The organism is Clostridium facile (assembly GCF_014297275.1).
GTDB classification, from domain to species: Bacteria; Bacillota; Clostridia; order Oscillospirales; family Ruminococcaceae; genus Massilioclostridium; species Massilioclostridium facile.
Genome location: NZ_JACOQK010000001.1, coordinates 169,278 through 189,547, shown reverse-complemented (window position 1 = coordinate 189,547; position 20,270 = coordinate 169,278). Strand labels below are relative to the sequence as shown.

At 38.4% G+C, this 20,270-nt stretch carries 21 protein-coding genes; 7 read left to right on the top strand and 14 right to left on the bottom strand.

The features are described 5' to 3' along the window. Window positions 1-275: 275 nt before the first annotated feature. Complete coding sequence (locus H8Z77_RS00775) at window positions 276-605, top strand: hypothetical protein (RefSeq protein WP_186995854.1); 330 nt, start codon at window positions 276-278, stop codon at window positions 603-605. Window positions 606-766: 161 nt separating this feature from the next. Here H8Z77_RS00775 and H8Z77_RS00770 read toward each other — a convergent pair whose 3' ends face one another. The 7 genes from H8Z77_RS00770 to asnB all read right to left on the bottom strand — a co-directional run bounded on the left by H8Z77_RS00770 (window position 767) and on the right by asnB (window position 6,379). Beyond that, window positions 767-1,000 carry a KH domain-containing protein gene (locus tag H8Z77_RS00770; RefSeq protein WP_069988184.1) on the bottom strand — a complete coding sequence of 78 codons (234 nt, stop codon included), beginning with the start codon at window positions 998-1,000 and terminating at the stop codon, window positions 767-769. Window positions 1,001-1,094: 94 nt separating this feature from the next. After that, a complete protein-coding gene (gene rpsP / locus H8Z77_RS00765) occupies window positions 1,095-1,337 on the bottom strand; it encodes a 30S ribosomal protein S16 (protein WP_069988183.1) in 243 nt (80 codons plus the stop codon). Window positions 1,338-1,423: 86 nt separating this feature from the next. Continuing rightward, window positions 1,424-2,767 carry a signal recognition particle protein gene (gene ffh / locus H8Z77_RS00760; protein WP_069988182.1) on the bottom strand — a complete coding sequence of 448 codons (1,344 nt, stop codon included), beginning with the start codon at window positions 2,765-2,767 and terminating at the stop codon, window positions 1,424-1,426. Between the two features lie 15 nt (window positions 2,768-2,782). Beyond that, window positions 2,783-3,154, bottom strand: coding sequence for a putative DNA-binding protein (locus H8Z77_RS00755; protein WP_186995853.1), 372 nt, complete (start codon window positions 3,152-3,154; stop codon window positions 2,783-2,785). 391 nt (window positions 3,155-3,545) lie between these two features. Then, window positions 3,546-3,833 carry a GNAT family N-acetyltransferase gene (locus H8Z77_RS00750; protein ID WP_069988180.1) on the bottom strand — a complete coding sequence of 96 codons (288 nt, stop codon included), beginning with the start codon at window positions 3,831-3,833 and terminating at the stop codon, window positions 3,546-3,548. A gap of 64 nt (window positions 3,834-3,897) precedes the next feature. After that, window positions 3,898-4,467, bottom strand: a complete 570-nt coding sequence (gene mnmM, locus H8Z77_RS00745) for a tRNA 5-(aminomethyl)-2-thiouridylate-methyltransferase MnmM (protein WP_186995852.1) — start codon at window positions 4,465-4,467, stop codon at window positions 3,898-3,900. A 79-nt stretch (window positions 4,468-4,546) separates the two neighbouring features. Then, a complete protein-coding gene (gene asnB / locus H8Z77_RS00740; protein ID WP_186995851.1) occupies window positions 4,547-6,379 on the bottom strand; it encodes an asparagine synthase (glutamine-hydrolyzing) in 1,833 nt (610 codons plus the stop codon). 282 nt (window positions 6,380-6,661) lie between these two features. Between asnB and H8Z77_RS00735 the strand changes: the two genes are divergently transcribed. The 3 genes from H8Z77_RS00735 to H8Z77_RS00725 all read left to right on the top strand — a co-directional run bounded on the left by H8Z77_RS00735 (window position 6,662) and on the right by H8Z77_RS00725 (window position 9,171). After that, window positions 6,662-7,372, top strand: a complete 711-nt coding sequence (locus tag H8Z77_RS00735) for an ABC transporter ATP-binding protein (RefSeq protein ID WP_069988177.1) — start codon at window positions 6,662-6,664, stop codon at window positions 7,370-7,372. Continuing rightward, entirely contained in the window at window positions 7,369-8,943 is a 1,575-nt protein-coding gene (locus H8Z77_RS00730; RefSeq protein WP_186995850.1) for a putative ABC exporter domain-containing protein, read from the top strand. Before H8Z77_RS00735 ends, H8Z77_RS00730 begins: the two co-directional genes overlap by 4 nt. 63 nt (window positions 8,944-9,006) lie before the next feature. Continuing rightward, on the top strand, window positions 9,007-9,171 hold the full coding sequence (locus H8Z77_RS00725) for a DUF3006 domain-containing protein (RefSeq protein WP_141720191.1): 165 nt from the start codon (window positions 9,007-9,009) through the stop codon (window positions 9,169-9,171). Window positions 9,172-9,644: 473 nt separating this feature from the next. Here H8Z77_RS00725 and H8Z77_RS00720 read toward each other — a convergent pair whose 3' ends face one another. The 5 genes from H8Z77_RS00720 to H8Z77_RS00700 all read right to left on the bottom strand — a co-directional run bounded on the left by H8Z77_RS00720 (window position 9,645) and on the right by H8Z77_RS00700 (window position 14,071). After that, a complete protein-coding gene (locus tag H8Z77_RS00720; RefSeq protein WP_186995849.1) occupies window positions 9,645-10,028 on the bottom strand; it encodes a RidA family protein in 384 nt (127 codons plus the stop codon). A 39-nt stretch (window positions 10,029-10,067) separates the two neighbouring features. Further along, window positions 10,068-10,718: a PAQR family membrane homeostasis protein TrhA gene (trhA, locus tag H8Z77_RS00715; RefSeq protein WP_069988174.1), complete on the bottom strand. Its 651-nt coding sequence runs from the start codon at window positions 10,716-10,718 to the stop codon at window positions 10,068-10,070. Window positions 10,719-10,833: 115 nt separating this feature from the next. Beyond that, window positions 10,834-10,989, bottom strand: a complete 156-nt coding sequence (locus H8Z77_RS00710) for a DUF6019 family protein (protein WP_159427359.1) — start codon at window positions 10,987-10,989, stop codon at window positions 10,834-10,836. Window positions 10,990-11,006: 17 nt separating this feature from the next. Next, window positions 11,007-12,488 (bottom strand): glycerol kinase GlpK, encoded by a 1,482-nt coding sequence (gene glpK, locus H8Z77_RS00705; protein WP_207725986.1) that lies wholly within the window; start codon window positions 12,486-12,488, stop codon window positions 11,007-11,009. Between the two features lie 329 nt (window positions 12,489-12,817). Continuing rightward, on the bottom strand, window positions 12,818-14,071 hold the full coding sequence (locus tag H8Z77_RS00700; protein WP_186995847.1) for a chloride channel protein: 1,254 nt from the start codon (window positions 14,069-14,071) through the stop codon (window positions 12,818-12,820). A 174-nt stretch (window positions 14,072-14,245) separates the two neighbouring features. Here H8Z77_RS00700 and H8Z77_RS00695 point away from each other — a divergent pair, with 174 nt between their 5' ends. Together H8Z77_RS00695 and spoIVA are read left to right on the top strand one after the other, a co-directional pair. Then, window positions 14,246-15,760, top strand: coding sequence for a DUF3794 domain-containing protein (locus tag H8Z77_RS00695; RefSeq protein WP_186995846.1), 1,515 nt, complete (start codon window positions 14,246-14,248; stop codon window positions 15,758-15,760). Between the two features lie 13 nt (window positions 15,761-15,773). Further along, window positions 15,774-17,252 (top strand): stage IV sporulation protein A, encoded by a 1,479-nt coding sequence (spoIVA, locus tag H8Z77_RS00690; RefSeq protein WP_186995845.1) that lies wholly within the window; start codon window positions 15,774-15,776, stop codon window positions 17,250-17,252. 109 nt (window positions 17,253-17,361) lie between these two features. Here spoIVA and H8Z77_RS00685 read toward each other — a convergent pair whose 3' ends face one another. Then, a complete protein-coding gene (locus tag H8Z77_RS00685) occupies window positions 17,362-18,165 on the bottom strand; it encodes a MerR family transcriptional regulator (RefSeq protein ID WP_186995844.1) in 804 nt (267 codons plus the stop codon). 298 nt (window positions 18,166-18,463) lie between these two features. Between H8Z77_RS00685 and H8Z77_RS00680 the strand changes: the two genes are divergently transcribed. After that, window positions 18,464-19,228, top strand: coding sequence for a MerR family transcriptional regulator (locus H8Z77_RS00680; protein WP_186995843.1), 765 nt, complete (start codon window positions 18,464-18,466; stop codon window positions 19,226-19,228). A gap of 306 nt (window positions 19,229-19,534) precedes the next feature. Here H8Z77_RS00680 and H8Z77_RS00675 read toward each other — a convergent pair whose 3' ends face one another. Further along, window positions 19,535-20,248: an alpha/beta hydrolase gene (locus tag H8Z77_RS00675; RefSeq protein ID WP_186995842.1), complete on the bottom strand. Its 714-nt coding sequence runs from the start codon at window positions 20,246-20,248 to the stop codon at window positions 19,535-19,537. Window positions 20,249-20,270 lie beyond the last annotated feature (22 nt).

Here is a 20,270-nt window from a genome sequence, read left to right as displayed (position 1 = left end):
TAAAAAATCTTAATCCAAGCGACAAAAGAATATCAACAGGAAACATATACAGAAATCACCTGGGGAATCTATGCAGAAACGAAAGCAAAAACAGAAGAAGCCTATATCAACGCAGACACAACACAGGAAGAAATCAACAAAACAGTAGATACCCTGTTAGCAGGAAGGCTGTAACTGAGGTTTAAAGCAGACAAGAGCGAAAGGAATCGACTTAGACCAATACACAGCAGAAAGCGCGACAAGGTTCCAAGTATTGTTAGCAGAACACGCAGACAATGTTAAACAACAATGATCTAAGCAAAGAAGAAGGAACAATCAACACAAAAGCAATGGAAGTGAAGGCGGCACAAAGCAAACTGGAACTAATAGGGACAACAGGAAGTGAAGCAAACCAAAATCGTGCAAGAAACACAATACCAAAAGCAAATGTCACTAAAACAGAGAATGTTGCCCCACTTGCAGGATTAGCGGTATTGGTAGTAGCTGGCGCAATAGTCATTGAAATGAAGAAAATAGAATTCAGCTATAATAACAGATTTCCAATGACATTATTGATTTACGAAATAACAGACTATGATTTTATAACACTATCTTTTTCAAAATAGGCATAACTAATTTCCAAAAATATATAAGTTTGTGAAATCATCTATTCTTATAAGGTTCTTATTAGCAGATCACTTTCCTAGTATTGAAAAGAAAAAACGAGTTTATTGATAGACAAAATAAAAAAGGAACTGAAAAGTCCAGTTCCTTTTTGGTTTCTTTATTAATCAATTTCTACAGAAATTTTTTGTCCTAAACGGTTTGCACCAGCCCTTGCAATAGTACGCAACGCTTTTGCAATGCGGCCTTGTTTTCCAATGACACGGCCCATATCGTCAGCAGCTACATGCAGATGGTATACAATAACGCCTTCTTGGTCTGGTTCATCAGCAGTAACAGTAACTGCATCTTTATCTTCTACCAGACCTTTTGCAATAATTACCAATAATTCTTCCATTGTGTAAACTCCCTTCGTCGGAAAAAGTGGTTTTTGAAGGTACACGGAAGCCCGGAGAGAAAGCTCCCCGGGCAATTCCGCAACTAAAACAAAATTACATAACGCCGTTTTGTTTCAGCAATCTTTTTACAGTATCAGTTGGTTGTGCACCAGTGCTAATCCAAGATTTTACTTTATCTGCATCTACGGATACAGAGTTGTTTTTGTTGTTTGGATCATAAGTACCCAATTCTTCAATAAATCTTCCGTCTCTTGGGTATCTGGAATCAGCTACAACAATACGGTAGAATGGAGCTTTTTTCGCACCCATACGGCGCAATCTAATTTTAACAGCCATTTCTGTCACCTCCTGCATGATTTCTATCTTTTTTAGCGTATTTCACGCTGATCTATTACAGCTTTTTTCACAAAGCGGTAACTCCATTAAAATCCCATTCCTGGGGGCATCATTAATTTGCGACGTTTTCCTTTTTTTGTACCGCCAAATTGCTTCATCATTTTTTGCATATTCTCAAACTGTTTTAACAGCTGATTTACATCCTGCACTTGAGTCCCACTTCCTGCTGCAATACGGCGTTTTCGGGAGGGACTGATGATAGACGGTTTCTTACGTTCTTCTGGGGTCATAGAATAAATAATAGCTTCTGTAACCTTCATTTTCTTATCGCCTGCATCCAGGTCTTCTTCTTTTACTTTGTTACCCAAACCTGGAATCATGGAAATAATCTGTTGGATACTACCCATTTTTTTCATCTGTTGCATTTGGGATAACAAATCATTTAAATCAAAAGAATTCTCTTTTAATTTGCGGGCCATCTTTTCGGATTCTTTTAAATCCATGCTGGACTCTGCTTTCTCAATCAAGGTTAAAACATCGCCCATACCAAGGATTCGGGAAGCCATACGCTCTGGATGGAATTCTTCCAAATCATCTAATTTTTCGCCAATCCCATTAAATTTGATTGGTTTTCCAGTAACAGCCAGCACAGAGAGCGCAGCACCACCACGGGTATCACCATCCAATTTGGTCAAAATAACGCCGCTTACATCCAACAATTCATTAAATGATTTTGCTACATTAACAGCGTCCTGACCTGTCATGGCATCTACAACCAACAAAATTTCATTAGGTTCTACTGCAGATTTAATATTTTTCAATTCATCCATCAATGCTTCATCAATATGCAGACGGCCGGCGGTATCCAAAATAACCAAATCATTGCCGTGATCTTTCGCATGACGGATTGCCTGTTTTGAGATTTTAACGGGATCGTCCTGACCCATTTCAAATACCGGAACCCCAGCTTGTTCCCCTACTACCTTCAACTGTTGGATCGCCGCCGGGCGGTATACGTCACAAGCAACCAACAAAGGACGGTGCCCTTTGGAACGGTAGTATTTTGCCAGTTTAGCGGAATGGGTTGTTTTACCACTTCCTTGTAAGCCACACATCATCACAACACAAGGCGGCTTTGAAGGAAATTTAATCGAAACACCTGTATTCCCCATTAAAGCACAAAGTTCTTCATTTACAATTTTAATTACCTGCTGGGCAGGAGTTAAACTGGTGAGCACATCGGAACCAACACAACGTTCGCTGATTTTGGCAACAAAATCTTTTACTACTTTGTAATTTACATCCGCTTCCAACAAAGCCAGCTTTACTTCCCGCATTGCTGTTTTGACATCGCTCTCAGTCAATTTTCCTTTAGACCGAAGCTTTTTAAACGCCGCGGATAGTTTATCTGTCAAGCCTTCAAAAGCCATTGGTGCTCATCCTCCTTATTCGTAGTCTTTTAAGCAGTTGGTTACTAGTTTTTCTAATTTTACCAACTCATCCATGATCAAACTGGAACCATTTGTTTTTTGGCAAGTATCCTGTAACCGCTGGATGCGTTTGTTTACCTTTTCCAATAAACCAATTATATCATCCGTTTTTTGCTGTAACCCTATTTTTTCTTCATATTCTAACAGCACAGCTTCGGTTCGTTTGATACTGTCATGTACCCCTTGACGGGTTATATTCGTAATCTCGGCAATTTCGCCTAACGATAAATCATCATTATAGTAAAGTTCTGCCAGATCCCGCTGTTTTTCGGTTAACAAGTTCCCATAATAATCCAACAATACGGATACATGCAAATTTTTGCTCATGGGCTCGCCTCCTGGGTTTCTGACCAGATTTGTAAAGCTCAAAACTTTACAAACGATATTGTACCTGATTTCCAACAAAATGTCAAGAGTTTTTCTTTACAATTAAAATTATTTTTTATATCAAACAAGCAGATTACTAATTTTTAATTTCATCATAACACTACCAGTGAACAGAATATAAGTATTGGGATTATCTATTTGTGAAACCATAGCTGTTCCAAACTTTCAAAATAAACTTGTAAATCAAACCTTAATTTTAATCATATGACAAAGTATTAAAGTATTTTTATTATAGCATCCTCCCCATAACTGTTGTAAATTGATAGATTTACTTAAATAATAAAGGCATTTAACTACAAAAAATCCCCTGGTTTTTCCAGGGGATTCTAGATTATTCTAAAAAACTGGTTGTGTAAACATCCTGAGCTTCTGGATGGCGTTCAAACCATTTGGTTGCATAAGGGCAAGTGGTACGGGCTTTCTTTCCAGTTTCCCTCAGTTCATATACAACGGCTTTCATTAACTTATCCGCTATTCCTTGCCCTTTTAGGCTTTCATCCACAAAAGTGTGGTTAATATTCACTACTTTGGTAGAAACACTAGGAAATGTTACCTCCGCAATCAGCCTGCCTGACTCATCCAATTTATAAATGCGGTTGGATTCCATGCTAAAATTCATATTGTTCCCTCGCTTTCTTCCTCAAATCTAATACTATTATGTACGGAAATCAGTAGTTTAAACCTCAGGTTCGCTTATAGATCATAACAGGAATTGGTGGACAGTTAGGGCGGTTGGCAAAACTGTTAATGATAACCGTATATTTTTGGCTATCAATTGTAGGAAGAAATTCAAGTAGTGCATCCTTTTCCGCAAATCCGGTATCCTTTCCATAGTAAATGCACAGGCTCATGATTCCATCCGGCTTTAACAATTCCAGCCCCTGATTGATTGCCGCAATACTGGTTTCCGGCTGAGTAAAAATCTTATGGTCTCCACCAGGTAGCCACCCAAAATTAAAGGTAATGCAGCTTACTGTTTCTGGTTGTAGATAATTTGCCATATTACTATGACTATCAAGATGAAGTTCCGCACGTTTGGATAACCCCTTTTGTTCTAACAACAATTTGGTGCTTTCCACCGCATCCTGCTGTACATCAAAAGCAACTACTTTTCCGGTTTCCCCCACCAGTTCACACAAAAAAGCGGTGTCGTTTCCACGTCCCATCGTTGCGTCAACGCATAAATCCCCTGGTTTTATATGCTCTGTAATAAATTGATGAGCAATCCCCAAAGCGTTTAATCGTGTTTTCATAAAATAGAACCTTTCTATTAAGAAAGGCCCCAAAATAGGGCCCTTTCGTCTATGATCATCCAATGAATTTTTTTACATTTTATTTTGTTTCCGCAAAATATTGGTCATACCATACCAGGAAAGTATAAACTGTCCAGATTTTACGGCTGTTGTCTGCTTTTCCTTCCTTATGTTGGTCTAGCAATTTTACCAGGCGGTCAGTATCAAAATAGGTATTGGCAACTTCTCCAGTAAATTTCTCTTTTACCAGTTGATAATATTTATCCTGTTTTAGCCAAACACGGGTTGGTACTGGGAATCCCAGTTTCTTTTTACCAGCCCATTTTTTTGGCATGCGGCGAAGCGCTGCCAAACGCATAGCGTATTTAGTGTTGGTTTCATTGACACGGTATTTGGTAGGTATCCGCTGCGCTAGCTTCATTACTTCTTTATCCAAAAATGGTACACGTAATTCCAAGCTGTTTGCCATGCTCATTTTATCTGCTTTTAGTAGGATATCCCCCACCATCCACATGTTCAGGTCTAAGAACTGCATTTTTGTTACTTCATCCTTATCCTTGACAATATTATAAAATGGACGGCAAACTTCCGCTGGGGAAGGGGCATCCGTATGGATTTTTAACAGCTTTTTCCGTTCTTTTTCGGTAAACATATAAGCGTTACCAATAAAGCGCTCTTCCAGGTATTTGCCACGGCGCACCAAAAAGTTCAAACCACGGTGTGCTGGGAGCAGCTCTGCTACTTTACTAATAGCACGGCGAATCCAGAATGGCAGTTTATCATAGGAGCGTTTATCAATGGGTTCCTTATATACATTATACCCGCCAAAAATTTCATCCGCACCTTCACCGGACAACACTACTTTTAAGTATTTAGAAGCCTCTTTACAAACAAAGAACAGTGCCGCAGCAGCTGGGTCAGCCAAAGGCTCATCCATATGATACTGGATTTTTGGGAAAGTTCCCCAAAACTCTTCTTCTGTGATCACATGGCTGATGTTTTTTACTGGAATTTGTTCGGATAATTCCTGAGCATAGCTGATCTCATTGTATTTTTCTCCATTATCAAAGCCTACTGTAAAGGTCTTGTCCACATTGGCGGAACAAGCGACATAGCTGGAGTCCACCCCGCTGGATAAAAATGATCCTACTTCTACATCGCTAATTTTATGGGCTTCTACCGAATTATCAAATGTCTTTTCAATTTCATCCACCCAGTAGTCCAAATCCTTATCTTCTTCCGCCTGGAAATCCGGAATCCAATAACGGGTCATTTCCATCTTTCCATCTTTATAAAGGAAATAATGGGCTGGTGGCATTTTATAAACCCCTTTAAAAAAGGTTTCTGCACAAGGGGAATACTGGAAAGAAAGGTAATTTTCCAATGCTGTGGTGTTCAATTCTTTTTGAAAATGGGGATGGTCTAAAAAGCTTTTGATTTCGGAACCAAACAAAAAACTTTCTCCCATTTGAGAATAGTATAAAGGCTTAATGCCAAAGAAATCCCTAGCGCCAAACAATTCTTGCTTTTCACGGTCCCAAATAACAAAGGCAAACATCCCTCTTAGTTCTTTTACAAATGAACTACCATATTCTTCATAGGAATGGAGCAAAACTTCACTGTCGGTGTGGGTAGTAAACTGATGTCCTGCTGCCACCAATTTTTCACGGAGTATCTGATAATTATAAATCTCCCCGTTAAAAAGCAATACTTTTGTTTTATCCTCATTAAAGATTGGCTGACTGCCTCCCTCTAGGTCGATAATACTCAATCGGCGGAATCCCAACGCAATTCCATCATCAATAAAGCTACCACCAGAATCTGGTCCACGATGGACAATCCGATCCATCATTTTATTCAATGTCTCTTGTGCATTGTCAATCCGGTTTGTAAAACCTACAAAGCCACACATCGGCAAATCCTCCTATATCACTTCAGCCAGAATCTGGCTACAAAACTAAATTAATTCTTATTATACTATTTTTACTAATTAAATACAAGTTATCCACAAACAGTATCCGTAAAAAAGCTATGAACTTTATTCTCCTTACTATTATTTTTTATTTTACAAGCTACTAGATAAAATTTATTGTTTTAACCTATTGACAAACTACCTTCCCTATTGTATATTTGTACTAGAATCATAATACAATAATACAAACCTCAATAATAGAGGTTTTGGGAGGTTATCTCTGTGTTTGAAGTAAAAAACGTAACAAAAACTTATGGAAAAACAATCGCTAACAACCAAATCCATTTTTCGGTAAACGACGGAGAAATTGCGGTTTTACTGGGACCAAATGGCGCTGGTAAATCCACTATTATTAAATGTATTACTGGATTGTTGCGGTTTCATGGGGAAATCAATATTTGTGGTTACCCAAATAAATCATTACAAGCAAAAAAACTACTAGGCTATGTTCCAGAAATGCCAGCTGTATATGACTTGCTTACCGTAGAGGAGCATTTGGAATTTATCGCCCGTGCCTACCAGTTGGAAAACTACCAACAAGATATAGAGCAGTTGTTACAGCGGTTTGAATTGACTGATAAACGCCAAAAGTTAGGAAAAGAGCTCTCCAAAGGGATGCAGCAAAAACTAAGCATCTGCTGTGCCTTGCTGCATAAACCAAAGGTGATTATTTTTGACGAACCTATGGTTGGGCTTGACCCTCACGCAATCAAAGAATTAAAAGAAGTATTCTGGGAATTAAAACGTCAAGGAAGCTCTGTTTTAATTAGCACCCATATGATTGACAGCGTAGAGGATTACTGGGATGTGGCACACATTATGATGAATGGAAGCTTTGCTGCAACTAAATACAATACCCCAACAGAAGAAGGGGATCAATCCTTGGAAGACCTGTTCTTCTCGATTACGGAAGGAAGAGGTGCACATCAATGACCAGCCTCAGATACTTACTATTTACCACAATTAAAAACTGGATTAAAGAATTACGAAAAAAGCCGGGGCAATTGGTTCTTGTCTTGTTTGTAGTAGCTATGTTTGCCCTTATGGTAGTTTCTACTATGGTCTCTGACCCTACAGAAATCCTTGACCACCGTAATATTACGGAACTATACGCCATTATATTTTTGGTATACCTGTTTATTTTCTTATTTACAGCTATGCATGGATTCAGTTCTGGAGGAAGTTTTTATTCTATGGCCGACGTCCATTTATTGTTTTCCACTCCAATTTCCAGCAAAAAGATTTTGCTGTATGGGCTGGTAAAACAGATGGGAACTTCCCTATTTGTAGGGTTTTTTATTCTATTTCAGTATTCCTGGCTGAATCAGATTTATGGTATTACACTACCAGGAGTATTGCTGATTTTATTGGGATACGCCATTATTATGTTCTGTGGCCAGCTCTGTGCTATGATCCTTTATTCGTTTACCAGTGGAAATGAAACCCTGAAACGCATCCTGAAAACCATCTTTATTGTCGTTGGCGTCCTGGCAATTGCTTATATTGGTTACCCACTTCTCAGCGAATCAGACGATATTTTAGGTGTTGCCGTTGCACAAGTTAATTCTCCTGTACTGGCATTTTTCCCAGTAGGTGGCTGGATCAAAGCTGCGATTGTAGGCTGTTTATCCGGTGACTTTATCAGTGTTTTATGTGGATTTGGTGGAACTCTCCTTTTTGTTGCCTTGCTAATATTCATCCTAACAAAAACTCATTCTGATTTTTATGAGGATGTGCTACAGGCAACCGAGGTTTCTTTTAGCGCGATTACTGCAAAAAAAGAGAACAAAACAATGGATGTGGTTCCGAAAAATGTAAAGGTAGGAAAGTCCGGTTTAACAAAAGGTTGGGGAGCCAGCGCATTTTATTTCAAACATAAAATCGAAAAACGCCGTGGCCGTGTTTTTTTATTTGACACCATGACAACTATCTTCTTTATCATTACTATTGTTTTCTCATTCTTTATGAAGGAGATTATTGCCATATTTATATTTTCAGTTTATATGCAGTTCTTTTCCGCCCATACAGGGCGTTGGGTGCGAGAATTGACGCTGCCCTATGTTTATATGGTCCCTCAAAGTCCATTTAAAAAACTATTCTATGTATGTTTGGAAGGGATTGAAAAAATTATTATTGAGGCAGTCCTCCTGTTCGCAATCATTGGTGTTGTTGTACAACTCCCTGTTATCGAAGTGATTGTGTGTATCTTTGCCAGAATTGGCTTTGGATTACTGTTTATTGCGGGAAATTTCCTGACAGAACGTTTATTGGGCAGCACCGGAAACAAATTTATTATCTTGGGATTCTACTTCCTTGCTCTGTTAATTATTATCGCTCCTGGCCTTGCTATAGGAGGGGTTGTTGGATTTTTCCTAGCAAATACCGGCATCTCTGTTTTTGCTGTTGTCTTGGGAATCTCAACTGTATGGAATATTTTAATGGCAGGATTAATCGCATTCCTTTGCCGTAATGTTCTGGACTGTGCTGAGATTAACAACCAGTAACATTGCTTTTTTTACTACCCCATGTTATACTATATTAAAAATCAAGGATAAGGTGGGGCTAATATGGGACCTGTTTATTATACCGTACAAAAAATCAATGGTGATTATGCTGTTTTGCTTTCAGATGATGGGGTAGAAAATACCGTTGCTATGGCTCTGCTCCCTTTTGGAGTAGATGAAGGTAACCGATTGTTATGGGAAAACTTTGTATATACCATCATAGAATAGACAAACGGGTATCTACGAAATAAATAGTAGATACCCGTTTTTATTTCCAAAAATCTGCAAACTATATGAATTAGAAATATTCTGTAAAGTACCTTTGCTTAGAACAGCAAATAAAATAGTTACTAACAACAATTTTTTATTACCAGAAAATTGACCTTGGAACAATGGCCTACCCATTTGTAGACAATTATACAAATAGGTATTTAAAAAACTCCTTATCATGCTGGCATATACAAGTATGATAAGGAGAATAAAATAGTTATTATACTAATGGTATATATAGCTTGCAAAATGAATTTGCTGTTAAATAAATCATAAATGGAGTAAATCTGTTTCCCATAAAAGCAAGTTCTCTTTTCTTTATGTTCGAGAATTTTATCAGAAAATTTCTTCTGTCCAATCTCCGATAAAACTGGAAACCATGCTACCATGATATAAAAAACCTCAGTAAATCACTACTGAGGTTTTTTATTTTATTTTGCCAAAGCTACAATTTCAATTTCCACCAAAACATCTTTTGGAAGACGAGCTACTTCTACACAGGAACGTGCTGGATATGGCTCGGTAAAGAAACTGCCGTATACTTCATTTAACTTTGCAAAATCATCCATATTTTTTACAAACACCGTTACTTTCACCGCATCAGATAAAGAACTTCCGGCTTCTGTTAATACTGCCTGTAGATTCCGCAAAGATTGGGTAGCCTGTTCGACTATTCCTCCGGAAACCAGTGTATTGGTGGCTGGGTCAATTGGAATTTGACCCGAAGTAAAAATCAAATCCCCTATCCGGATTGCCTGGGAATATGGTCCCAATGCTTCTGGTGCGTTTTTTGTGTTAATCTCTGTACGGTTCATTCCGTCCCACTCCTTTTATACTATTGTAATTTTATCATATTATTGCATAACGTTTAACACACAAAAATAGTGGAAAATAGCCCCTGCCAATACAAACAGATGCCAAATAGAATGCATATATTGGATGGATTTTAAACGGTAAAATAAAATCCCCACCGTATAGGCAACACCACCAGCCAATAAAAAGACCAGGTCAACCAAGTCCAGATGCTGTACCAAAGGAACAATCGCTACAATAATGCACCAACCTGTTACCAGATAGCACACCATAGAAAATTTTTTAAACCGTTCCATATTGATGGAGTTGAGTACAATCCCCAAAATAGTAGCTGCCCATACTACTCCAAAGATGGTCCATCCAAGCCATCCTCGTAACGCAACTAACGTCAAAGGAGTATAAGTACCAGCAATTAATAGGAATATGGCATTGTGGTCAAAAATACGAAAAACAGCCTTAGCCTTTTGGTTGCTAAGTGCGTGATACATCGTAGACATGCCAAACATAAGGATTAAGCTGGCGCCAAAAATACTGGAAGTAACCACTTTTAAAGGGCTATGGTTTAATGCAGAAAACACAATCAGCACAACACAGCCCGCAATGGCAAGTAACGCCCCTAATCCATGGGAAACCGCATTGGCGATTTCTTCCCCTAATGTATAGTGTTTCATTGGTTTACAGCTAGCAGACATGATCATTTACCTCGATGGAATATTAGGATTATTTTTAATTACTTCTAGTGTACCATAAGAAACTAGACGAAACTAAAAACAATTTATTAATTTTTTTATCTTATATTAAAATAATTCAGTCATCTTCATTGTCAAATTGATGGGGGTTTAACCGGTGTATTTTACAATATCCTGCTACAAATCCATCTTTTACCGCCTTGCGTATCACAAAATACAATAAAGCGCAAACAACTAAAACAATAATAGCAATCACTGCAATTAAAAAAGGCATATGTTATTCTCCTGTTCTTAAACAATAAAATTTCTAGTACATTCTACTGCCTTATGCCAATGTGCGACCAGCTTACGGGATTGATGCTGGTCCATTTGCGGAGCATAGGAATTTCCCAACGACCAGCAGTCCCGAATTTCATCGAAGTCATGCCAAAATCCTGTGGAAAGCCCTGCCAAATAAGCAGCTCCCAATGCCGTCGTTTCGCTAATCGCTGGACGATATAATGGAACGCCTAAAATATCGGATTGGAACTGCATCAAAAACTGGTTAGCACTTGCCCCGCCATCCACCTTTAAGGAAGTTACTGGAATCCCTGTATCTGCTGCCATAGCATCAATCACATCTTTTGTCTGGTACGCAATACTTTCCAAACAAGCACGGACTAAATGGTTTTGATTGGCTCCCCTTGTCAAGCCAAAAATACTTCCCCTGGCATACATATCCCAATAAGGGGCACCCATTCCAGTAAATGCTGGAACTATATAGACACCACCGTTATCAGAAACTTTGGCTGCCATTTCCTCGGATTGGGCGGAATTTTGTAGTAATTTTAATTCATCCCGTAGCCATTGGATAACCGCACCACCTACAAAGACACTACCTTCCATGGCGTAAGTAATATGATTTCCTACACTAGCTGCCAAAGTAGTAATCAGCCCTTGCTTGCTCACCGCCATGGTTTCACCAATGTTCATTAAGGCAAAACACCCTGTACCATAGGTGTTTTTTGCCTCTCCTTTTTGAAAACAAGCCTGTCCGAATAAAGCAGCCTGCTGGTCTCCGGCCATTCCACTGATGGGGACTTGTACACCGTTAATATTGGTTGTGCCATAAACCTGGCTGCTGCTGGCAACCTCAGGCAGCATACAAGCTGGAATATCCAGCGCCTGCAATAAAGTTTCATCCCATTCTAAATTTTTAATATTGTACAGCATGGTTCTGGAAGCATTGGTATGGTCGGTCACATGTACCCTTCCGTTGGTTAGTTTCCACACTAGCCAGGTATCCACTGTACCAAACAGTAATTTTCCCTGCCTGGCTTTTTCCCTCGCACCTTCCACATGGTCTAAAATCCATTTTATTTTGGTTCCAGAAAAATAGGCGTCGATAATCAAACCAGTATTTTGTTGGATGTAGCCTTCCAATCCCCTTTGCTTTAAAACTTCACAGATTTCGGATGTCCTTCTGCATTGCCAAACAATCGCATTATAAATGGGCTTTCCCGTTTCTTTATCCCATACAATTGTAGTTTCCCGCTGATTTGTAATCCCTATTCCGGCAATTTCTTCCGCAGAAATCCCACTTTTTAAAATTGCTTCCATCATCACATTATATTGAGAAATATAAATATCGGTTGGATCCTGTTCCACCCAACCTGGTTTTGGATAGATCTGTGGGAACTCCTTCTGTGCCATTGCAACAACATGTAACTGTTTGTCAAAAATAATACAGCGTGAGCTGGTTGTCCCCTGGTCTAGCGCTACAATATAATTCAAATTTAACACCTCATTCCTGTTTTATTTGGCTTTTCACTTTAAATATACCGGAACCTTTTGTATTTGTAAAGGAGAAATACTTCAATTTTTATTATGTTGTATCGATAAAGATCAATAAAACATTATTGATATAAATTTTTATCCCAATTACCAAACAAAATATCATCTTGTAAATACTTTTACATAATAATTGTTTTATAATCTTCTTACACTCTATATCTTATTTTTGACACATGGATAGGTTATTAATTCTATTTTTCTATCGTAACTCCTTTTCCAAATCATAAAGCGAAAGAATGCTGTACCATAGGGTACAGCATTTGAATCCATTACTTTGTATCCTGGTTGATGTATTTTGTCTTTAATTTGGAGTACATAATTTTTTGAGAAGAATACAGCCCATAATACCCAGAGAGCATATAGCTTACCGCAGCAGTAATAGCATATAATCCAATCCCCTGTATTCCAAACAATTCAATACTCATTAATAGTGCGGATAAAGGGCAGTTGACAACACCACAGAATAACCCGATCATGCCAATACTGGAACTAAAGGAAGCAGATAATCCAATCAAAGGTCCTACTGTTCCTCCAAAAGTAGCGCCGGTAAACAATGCAGGAACAATCTCGCCCCCCTTAAATCCAGCACCTAACGTAACTGCTGTAAACAAAATTTTTAATAGAAACGCCTCTGGTTTTACCTCCCCTTGGGTCGCTCTCAAAATTACATCCGTTCCAATTCCATTATAATCATAGGTTTGAAAAATCAAAGTCAATACAACTACCAAAACACCGCCTACAATTGCTTGTAACAGACGATTTGGCAATACTTTATCATACAATTTCCCCGCACTGTGCATGGCAACACAAAATAGGATACTAACTCCTCCGCAGAGGGCAGCGAGTAAAATTACCTGCCCAGCAGAAATCAAGTTTAACGATGGAATCCCCGTAATGTCAAACCCCACTGGCGCAGCGCCAAAAGCAAGGGCAATTTGATTGCCAATTAAAGAAGCAATTACACAGGGAACAATTGCGGCATAATACATGACTCCAACACTGACGACTTCCATCGAAAAAATCGCAGCAGTCAATGGCGTCCCAAATAAAGCAGCAAAAGCGGCACTCATTCCACACATAGTAATCATGTGCTGGTCATTTTGATCAAGGTGAAATAATTTCCCAATATTAGAAGCAACACTACCTCCCAACTGGATTGCTGCTCCTTCCCTGCCTGCGGAACCCCCACACAAATGCGTAAAAATGGTTCCAATAAAAATCAACGGTGCTAGTCGCAAAGGAGGGTTTTCTGTCGTTCTTACCGATGTAATTACTAAGTTAGTTCCACGGTCGTTTTTCATGCCACACATTACATACATTACTGCAATAAGCACTCCTGCTACTGGTAAAAAAGAAAGTAACCAGCTATTTTCTTCCCGCAGTTCAGTAGCCCTTTCAATACAAAAGCGGAATGCAGAACCAATGCCTCCCATTAACGTTCCAACTAAAGCCGCCAACGCCATCCATTTGAAAAAAACAAAAATATGGATGGAGAACGATTTTACTCGATGTTTCATATTCATAATTTCAAACCCTTTTTCTTTTATATCCTTTTTGATTGGAAATGCAAATTACCCTTATTATACAACATTTTACTACAATACGCAAAACCTTTGTTTTTTGGAATAAGCTGTACAACTTGTTCATATATATGCCATAGAAAATAATAATACCGTATCAGATAAGGGGAGAAATCAATGGAACTGAATCTTTCTCATGAAAACATTCGTATCAACGAATCAGTATACGATGGTACTTTAGAACAATCAATCGAACAGGATTACAGTTTACCAGACTATTATCCTGGTATTTTTAAGGTACTAAAAACTACAATTACACCATGCGTATACAATTGCCGGACCTCCGGAGACAAATTAGTGGTAGATGGGGTTATTTTTGTGGATATCCTCTATTTAGGGGAAGAAAACAATCAACTACATTCCATCCAACAAAAATACCCATTTTCCAAAACAGCGGATATCAAAGGGGAATGTAATACCCCTATTATCTGCTATTCTACCAGTGGGGATTACATCAATTGCAGGGTAATCAATCCCAGAAGGGTTGACCTGAGAGGAGCAATTACCATCCAAATCAAGGTATATTGCCCAAAAGAAGAGATGGTACTATCCGATGCCGAAGGGAACGGTATCCAATTAAACCGGGGAAGCATCCATACCGGAAGCAGTCACCTATGGGGGACAAAACAATTTAGCGCAGAAGAACAATTCACACTGGAACCTCCTGCAGAAGAAATTATCTCTTACTATGCCTCCGCTGTTGCAGGGGAATGTAAATTAATCGCGAATAAAATGGTTACCAAAGGAGATATCATCTTACATGTGATTTACCGTATCTCAGATGAAAACCAACAACTGCAAACCGCAACCAAAACCATTCCGATCAGCCAAATTTTGGATCTTCCCGGCGTAGATGAAGACTATAGCTGCAATGTTTGTTACTTTGTTACGGGGGTTGACCTTCACAAAGAAGAAGACTCCAATATGATTAACGCCCAGTTCGATCTGACCCTTTGTGGGGATGCTTATATCCAAAAAGATATTGCCTGTGTCACTGACGCTTTTTCTACTTTATATGAATCACAGACAGACACCAAAGAAATTGCAACAGACCGCCTGATAAGGATACTAGATGACAGCATGGTGTCCAAACAGCAGGTAGAACTACAAAATATTCAACAAGTAATTGATGTCTGGGGAAAAGTACGTAATCTATCCGCAAAGTCAATGGAAGATCACCTGGATTTTACAGGGGAATTGGAAGCAGATATTTTGGCAGTTGATTCGGAAAACAACCCTGTCTTTCTAACAAAAGAGATTCCAATTGAATTTCAATTATCCAGCGACCAGCTCTGTGAAAACCCAATTGTACAAACAAAAGGCGATATTGTAAATATGGAGTACTCTTTTAATGGAACCATATTGGATTTAGAAGCAGAAATCAAACTATGCGGCACTGTTTCCTGCCGAGACTGGATTCGGATTGTAACTGATTTTTCAATTGATGAAACCGCGCCAAAAGAAACAAAAAACCGCCCTGCCTTGACGATTTATTATGCGGATGGCGGCGAAAGTTTATGGGACATTGCCCGGCATTATAACACCTCAATGGACGCTATTATGGAAGAAAACGCGATGGAACGCCCCATCATTGAGGAACGCCGTATGATGCTCATTCCAATTGTAGAATAAGGAGGCTGTAAAGATGGAGAAAAACAGCATTTATCAAGATATTGCCAAGCGGACTAACGGTGATATTTATGTTGGGGTTGTAGGTCCAGTGCGTACAGGGAAATCCACATTTATTAAAAAGTTTATGGAAACGCTGGTTATCCCCAACATCAATAGTAAATTCCAAAAGGAACGGGCAGTGGATGAGCTTCCTCAGTCAGCTGCCGGAAAAACAATTATGACCACCGAGCCAAAGTTTATTCCAGAAGAAGCGGTAAAAATTGTATTGGAAGACAACGCTGTCATGAATGTCCGTCTAATTGATTGTGTTGGCTATATTGTTCCCAGCTCCTTGGGGTACATTGAAAACGAAATGCCTCGTATGGTAATGACTCCTTGGTTTGACAGTGAAGTACCTTTTAATATGGCGGCTGAGGTGGGAACCCAAAAAGTAATTACGGAACATTCCACCATTGGGCTGGTAATTACCACAGATGGAAGTATCAGTGATATTCCAAGGGAAGAATATGAGGAAGCAGAAGAACGGGTTATCCAGGAATTGCAGGAAATCAATAAGCCGTTTGTCATATTATTAAACTGTGAAAATCCCTATTCCCCATCTTCTCAAGAACTTGCCCAAGAGATGCAGGAAAAATATCAGGTGGCTGTTATGCCAGTAAACTGCCTGGAATTGACAGAAGAAAATATTCGGGAAATTCTAAGGCAAATCCTCTTCCAGTTCCCAGTAAAAGAAGTCAATATTGATATGCCAAAATGGATTACCATGCTACAAAAGGACCATTGGCTCAAGTCCTCTTTGTTCCAGACCATACGGGATACCTATCAAGACCTTTCCCATATTTTCCAGGTATCCAAAACATTGGACCAATTAAAGGATTGTGAGTATATCACTGGCTGCATGGTGGATCAAATTGATTTGGGAAGTGGTACAGCAAATATCCAAGTCAACCTGAAAAATGATTTATTCTATCAAATTCTCGGGGAAACTACAGGTTTAGAAATTTCAGGAGAAGCGGATTTGATGCCTTGTATGATTGAATTGGCAGAGATTAAAAAGAAGTATGATAAAGTTTCCAGCGCTTTGGAAGAAGTGGAAGCAACGGGATATGGTATTGTCATGCCAACGATGGATGAATTAACTTTAGAAGAACCGGAAATTGTCAAACAAGGTGGAAAATATGGGGTACGTCTAAAAGCGGAAGCTCCTTCCATCCATATGATGAAAGCTAATATCAAAACAGAAGTCAGCCCAATCGTAGGGACAGAAAAACAATCAGAAGAACTGGTTATGTACTTATTAAATGATTTTGAGGAAAGTCCTGAAAAGCTATGGGAATCCAATATATTTGGCAAATCACTGCATGAACTGGTAAATGAAGGGCTGCACAATAAGCTGTACCATATGCCAAGTGACGCCCGCTTAAAAATGCAGGAAACCATTGAACGCATTATCAACGAAGGCTGCAGCGGATTAATCTGTATTATTTTATAAAAATCGGAAACGTTTCTTTTATTTTTCCCGTTATCATGGAAATACAACCCATACCTTCCTTTTTATTGGAAAGTATGGGTTGTTTGTTATGTTAAGCTATAATAAACCTTTATTTTTTGCGGATGGGAAAATAAATTTTAGTTTCCCAATCTTCCACTGTATGGCAGTCGTATTGTGTCTTTACATAAATTTCATATGGGCTATTGATTAATTCATATCCATTTTCTTTAATCCACTGCATCATTTTGCCATAGGCTTCCGGCAAATTGGAATAAGCCCCATAATGGATTGTGGTTGCGCATAAGCCTCCTTTCAACACACGGGTAGCTGCGGATGGGTCAAATACTTCTAATGCAACCTCAATGTCATTACAGGTAGGATCAAACTCCTCATCATGATAAATTGCCATACCTTTTCCATCTGCTGGGATTTGTTTGCGGAATATCGTTTCATACAGTTTGCCAAAATAAATTCCAAATTCGTCTACACTCATATTTTGTCTGCTGCTTAAAATCATACGGTCATTGGTTTGTTCCAATTGAACATCATAGTTTCCTTGATAATTCATAATTTCGCCTGTCCTTTCAAAATCAGATAAATGTTGTTCCAACTCCTGAATAACGGTTTTTGTATGAACCATCTGTTGTTCCAGGATTTGTTTTTGTTGGTAGAGTTTTGAATAAAGCGCTTTTTGGTTCGATTCACAAAGTATTTGCTGGATTTCCTGTAAGGAAAACCCGTACCGTTTTAACTTAGCAATCAGCAACATGGTGGAAAGCTGAGATTCCTCATAATAACGGTAGCCGGTATCAGGGTCAATTTTAGCAGGATGTAGCAATCCAATTTTATCATAATAATGGAGTGTCTTTATGGTCACCAAACATGTTTTTGAAAATTGCCCTATACTAATCATAATGTCCTCCTTTGGTTGTTCCGATCCGGATCTGTTTCTAGTATAGCCTATCCTCTAAGGGGAGAGTCAATAGTAAAATGAAAAAAACTTTTTTATGTGGTAGAATAATTAAAAATATTGTGTAGCAGCGATTTACCATTTCTAGTAACTAAAATATCTGATGATGCTGACATTGTATCATTAATAGAACTATTTCAGTATAGTTGATATTCTTTTTACAATAAAAATTTTTAATTTGCTATTGACTTTGACGTTACGGAAAGTGGTATGCTTGTATTCATCCAGAGGAGGAATCAAAATGAATTATAGTATTAAAGAATTATCCAATATCGCTGGGGTGAGTGCACGCACCCTACGCTATTATGATGAGATTGGATTATTAAAACCGTTATACACTACAGATTCAGGATACCGCTATTACGGTGAACAGGAACTGGATTTGTTACAGCAAATTCTTTTTTATAAAGAACGTGGATTTGATCTAAAACGGATTCAAAAAATACTATACCAAGAGCAATTCCATCTAATGGACGCATTGGAAGAACATCTTCTGGAATTAAAAAAACAGCAAGCACACATTGCTTCCCTGATACAGACAGTGGAACAGACTATTTTATCCATGAAAGGAGAATACCAAATGAACGATACCGAAAAATTTAAAGCATTTAAACAAAGAGCAGTACAACAAAATGAAACCTTATATGGTGAAGAAGCGCGGAAACAATATGGGAACCATGAAGTGGATACGACAAATCAAAAAATAATGCAGATGTCCCAACAAAAATATGAACAATTCCATTCCTTAGAATCCGACATAAAACAGTTGCTAGAAAATGCCGTTGTCTCCGGTAACAAACCCAATAGTGAACAAGCCAAACAGATTGTGGTGCTCCATAAAAAATGGCTTTGCATGGTGTGGAAACAGTATACTCCACAAGCGCACAAAGGCTTGTCTGCAATGTATGTTTCTGATGAACGTTTCCGAACCTATTATGATGAACGCCAACCAGGATGTGCGGAATTTTTGCATCAAGCAATTTTACACTGGGCAGACCAATGTTAACGTCATCATCTCTATTCCAATCAAAAAACGTCGTTTTGTAGGCTATCAGTTTATCCTCTATGTATAATAGCATAATTTCATTAAAAAAATAAAATAAAAAATACAAGGGAACCATTTTTTTAATGGTTCCCCTTACACTTTTATTATAAAAAATCAACCGTTGCTTTTACAAATAGTCATTTTTCTTTATAATGAATCCCATATCTTTGATTGTATCATCATTGTTCATCAAAAACCATGTCTTTGTAAACTGTTATATAATTTATGGAGAAACCTTATCACAAATTCCTTTAATTTATCCTAATTTTAAAAATCTACCGATAAGGTATCTTCTAGCCAAGAAGAAAAAATGTCCAGTTGTTCTGGAGTATGAAAATAATGTTCTGCTTCTGGTACTAGTTTCAATTGACAGGAAAATCGTTTCGCGAACGTAGATACTGTATCTGGTTCACAAACGGTATCCTGTCCCCCACATAAAATATAAGTAGGAGTTTTCCAATAACAAATTGGATGCTCTTTTACAAAACAATAATATGTCCAATCCAATGTTTCTCCAATAGGAGTAGAAATCTCCTGCTTTTGTTTTAACTGTTCTGGCGTAATGTGAAACCACAGCATCATATTCTCAATCATACGCTGCATATCTACCAGTGGAGAGAGGAACCATGCCTGTTTTAGGTTTTCATGCTGATAAGCCAAAAGGCTAAAATAAGCCCCGATGCTATTCGCAAACAAACTGATTTCATTCCAGTTTTTCTTGGCGTACTGCATTACTGTTGTAAGGTCCTCAACACAAAATGGTACTTTACAAGGTGGTGTTTTATTTTTTCTCTCTCCATGTTGGGGTAAATCAAAGCTTAAAATTTGATATCCTTTTGTAGTAACGGCTTGTGCCAGATACTCAATCGGTAAATCGGTTTTATTCGAGTGGTTTCCATGAACCGCAATGATTAGTTTTTCAGTTCGCTTTCCCCACAATACCGCAGGAATTTGATTGATTGAAAAAAATTCTTTTTGCATCCCATCCTCCTATTGTTTCCTT

Excerpts from the sequence above, each read along its gene's own strand:
- H8Z77_RS00775 (WP_186995854.1), top strand. The coding sequence starts at position 276 with ATGTTAAACAACAATGATCTAAGCAAAGAAGAAGGAACAATCAACACA.
- H8Z77_RS00770 (WP_069988184.1), bottom strand. The coding sequence starts at position 1,000 with ATGGAAGAATTATTGGTAATTATTGCAAAAGGTCTGGTAGAAGATAAA.
- rpsP (WP_069988183.1), bottom strand. The coding sequence starts at position 1,337 with ATGGCTGTTAAAATTAGATTGCGCCGTATGGGTGCGAAAAAAGCTCCA.
- ffh (WP_069988182.1), bottom strand. The coding sequence starts at position 2,767 with ATGGCTTTTGAAGGCTTGACAGATAAACTATCCGCGGCGTTTAAAAAG.
- H8Z77_RS00755 (WP_186995853.1), bottom strand. The coding sequence starts at position 3,154 with ATGAGCAAAAATTTGCATGTATCCGTATTGTTGGATTATTATGGGAAC.
- H8Z77_RS00750 (WP_069988180.1), bottom strand. The coding sequence starts at position 3,833 with ATGAATTTTAGCATGGAATCCAACCGCATTTATAAATTGGATGAGTCA.
- mnmM (WP_186995852.1), bottom strand. The coding sequence starts at position 4,467 with ATGAAAACACGATTAAACGCTTTGGGGATTGCTCATCAATTTATTACA.
- asnB (WP_186995851.1), bottom strand. The coding sequence starts at position 6,379 with ATGTGTGGCTTTGTAGGTTTTACAAACCGGATTGACAATGCACAAGAG.
- H8Z77_RS00730 (WP_186995850.1), top strand. The coding sequence starts at position 7,369 with ATGACCAGCCTCAGATACTTACTATTTACCACAATTAAAAACTGGATT.
- H8Z77_RS00725 (WP_141720191.1), top strand. The coding sequence starts at position 9,007 with ATGGGACCTGTTTATTATACCGTACAAAAAATCAATGGTGATTATGCT.
- H8Z77_RS00720 (WP_186995849.1), bottom strand. The coding sequence starts at position 10,028 with ATGAACCGTACAGAGATTAACACAAAAAACGCACCAGAAGCATTGGGA.
- trhA (WP_069988174.1), bottom strand. The coding sequence starts at position 10,718 with ATGTCTGCTAGCTGTAAACCAATGAAACACTATACATTAGGGGAAGAA.
- H8Z77_RS00710 (WP_159427359.1), bottom strand. The coding sequence starts at position 10,989 with ATGCCTTTTTTAATTGCAGTGATTGCTATTATTGTTTTAGTTGTTTGC.
- H8Z77_RS00700 (WP_186995847.1), bottom strand. The coding sequence starts at position 14,071 with ATGAATATGAAACATCGAGTAAAATCGTTCTCCATCCATATTTTTGTT.
- H8Z77_RS00695 (WP_186995846.1), top strand. The coding sequence starts at position 14,246 with ATGGAACTGAATCTTTCTCATGAAAACATTCGTATCAACGAATCAGTA.
- spoIVA (WP_186995845.1), top strand. The coding sequence starts at position 15,774 with ATGGAGAAAAACAGCATTTATCAAGATATTGCCAAGCGGACTAACGGT.
- H8Z77_RS00685 (WP_186995844.1), bottom strand. The coding sequence starts at position 18,165 with ATGATTAGTATAGGGCAATTTTCAAAAACATGTTTGGTGACCATAAAG.
- H8Z77_RS00680 (WP_186995843.1), top strand. The coding sequence starts at position 18,464 with ATGAATTATAGTATTAAAGAATTATCCAATATCGCTGGGGTGAGTGCA.
- H8Z77_RS00675 (WP_186995842.1), bottom strand. The coding sequence starts at position 20,248 with ATGCAAAAAGAATTTTTTTCAATCAATCAAATTCCTGCGGTATTGTGG.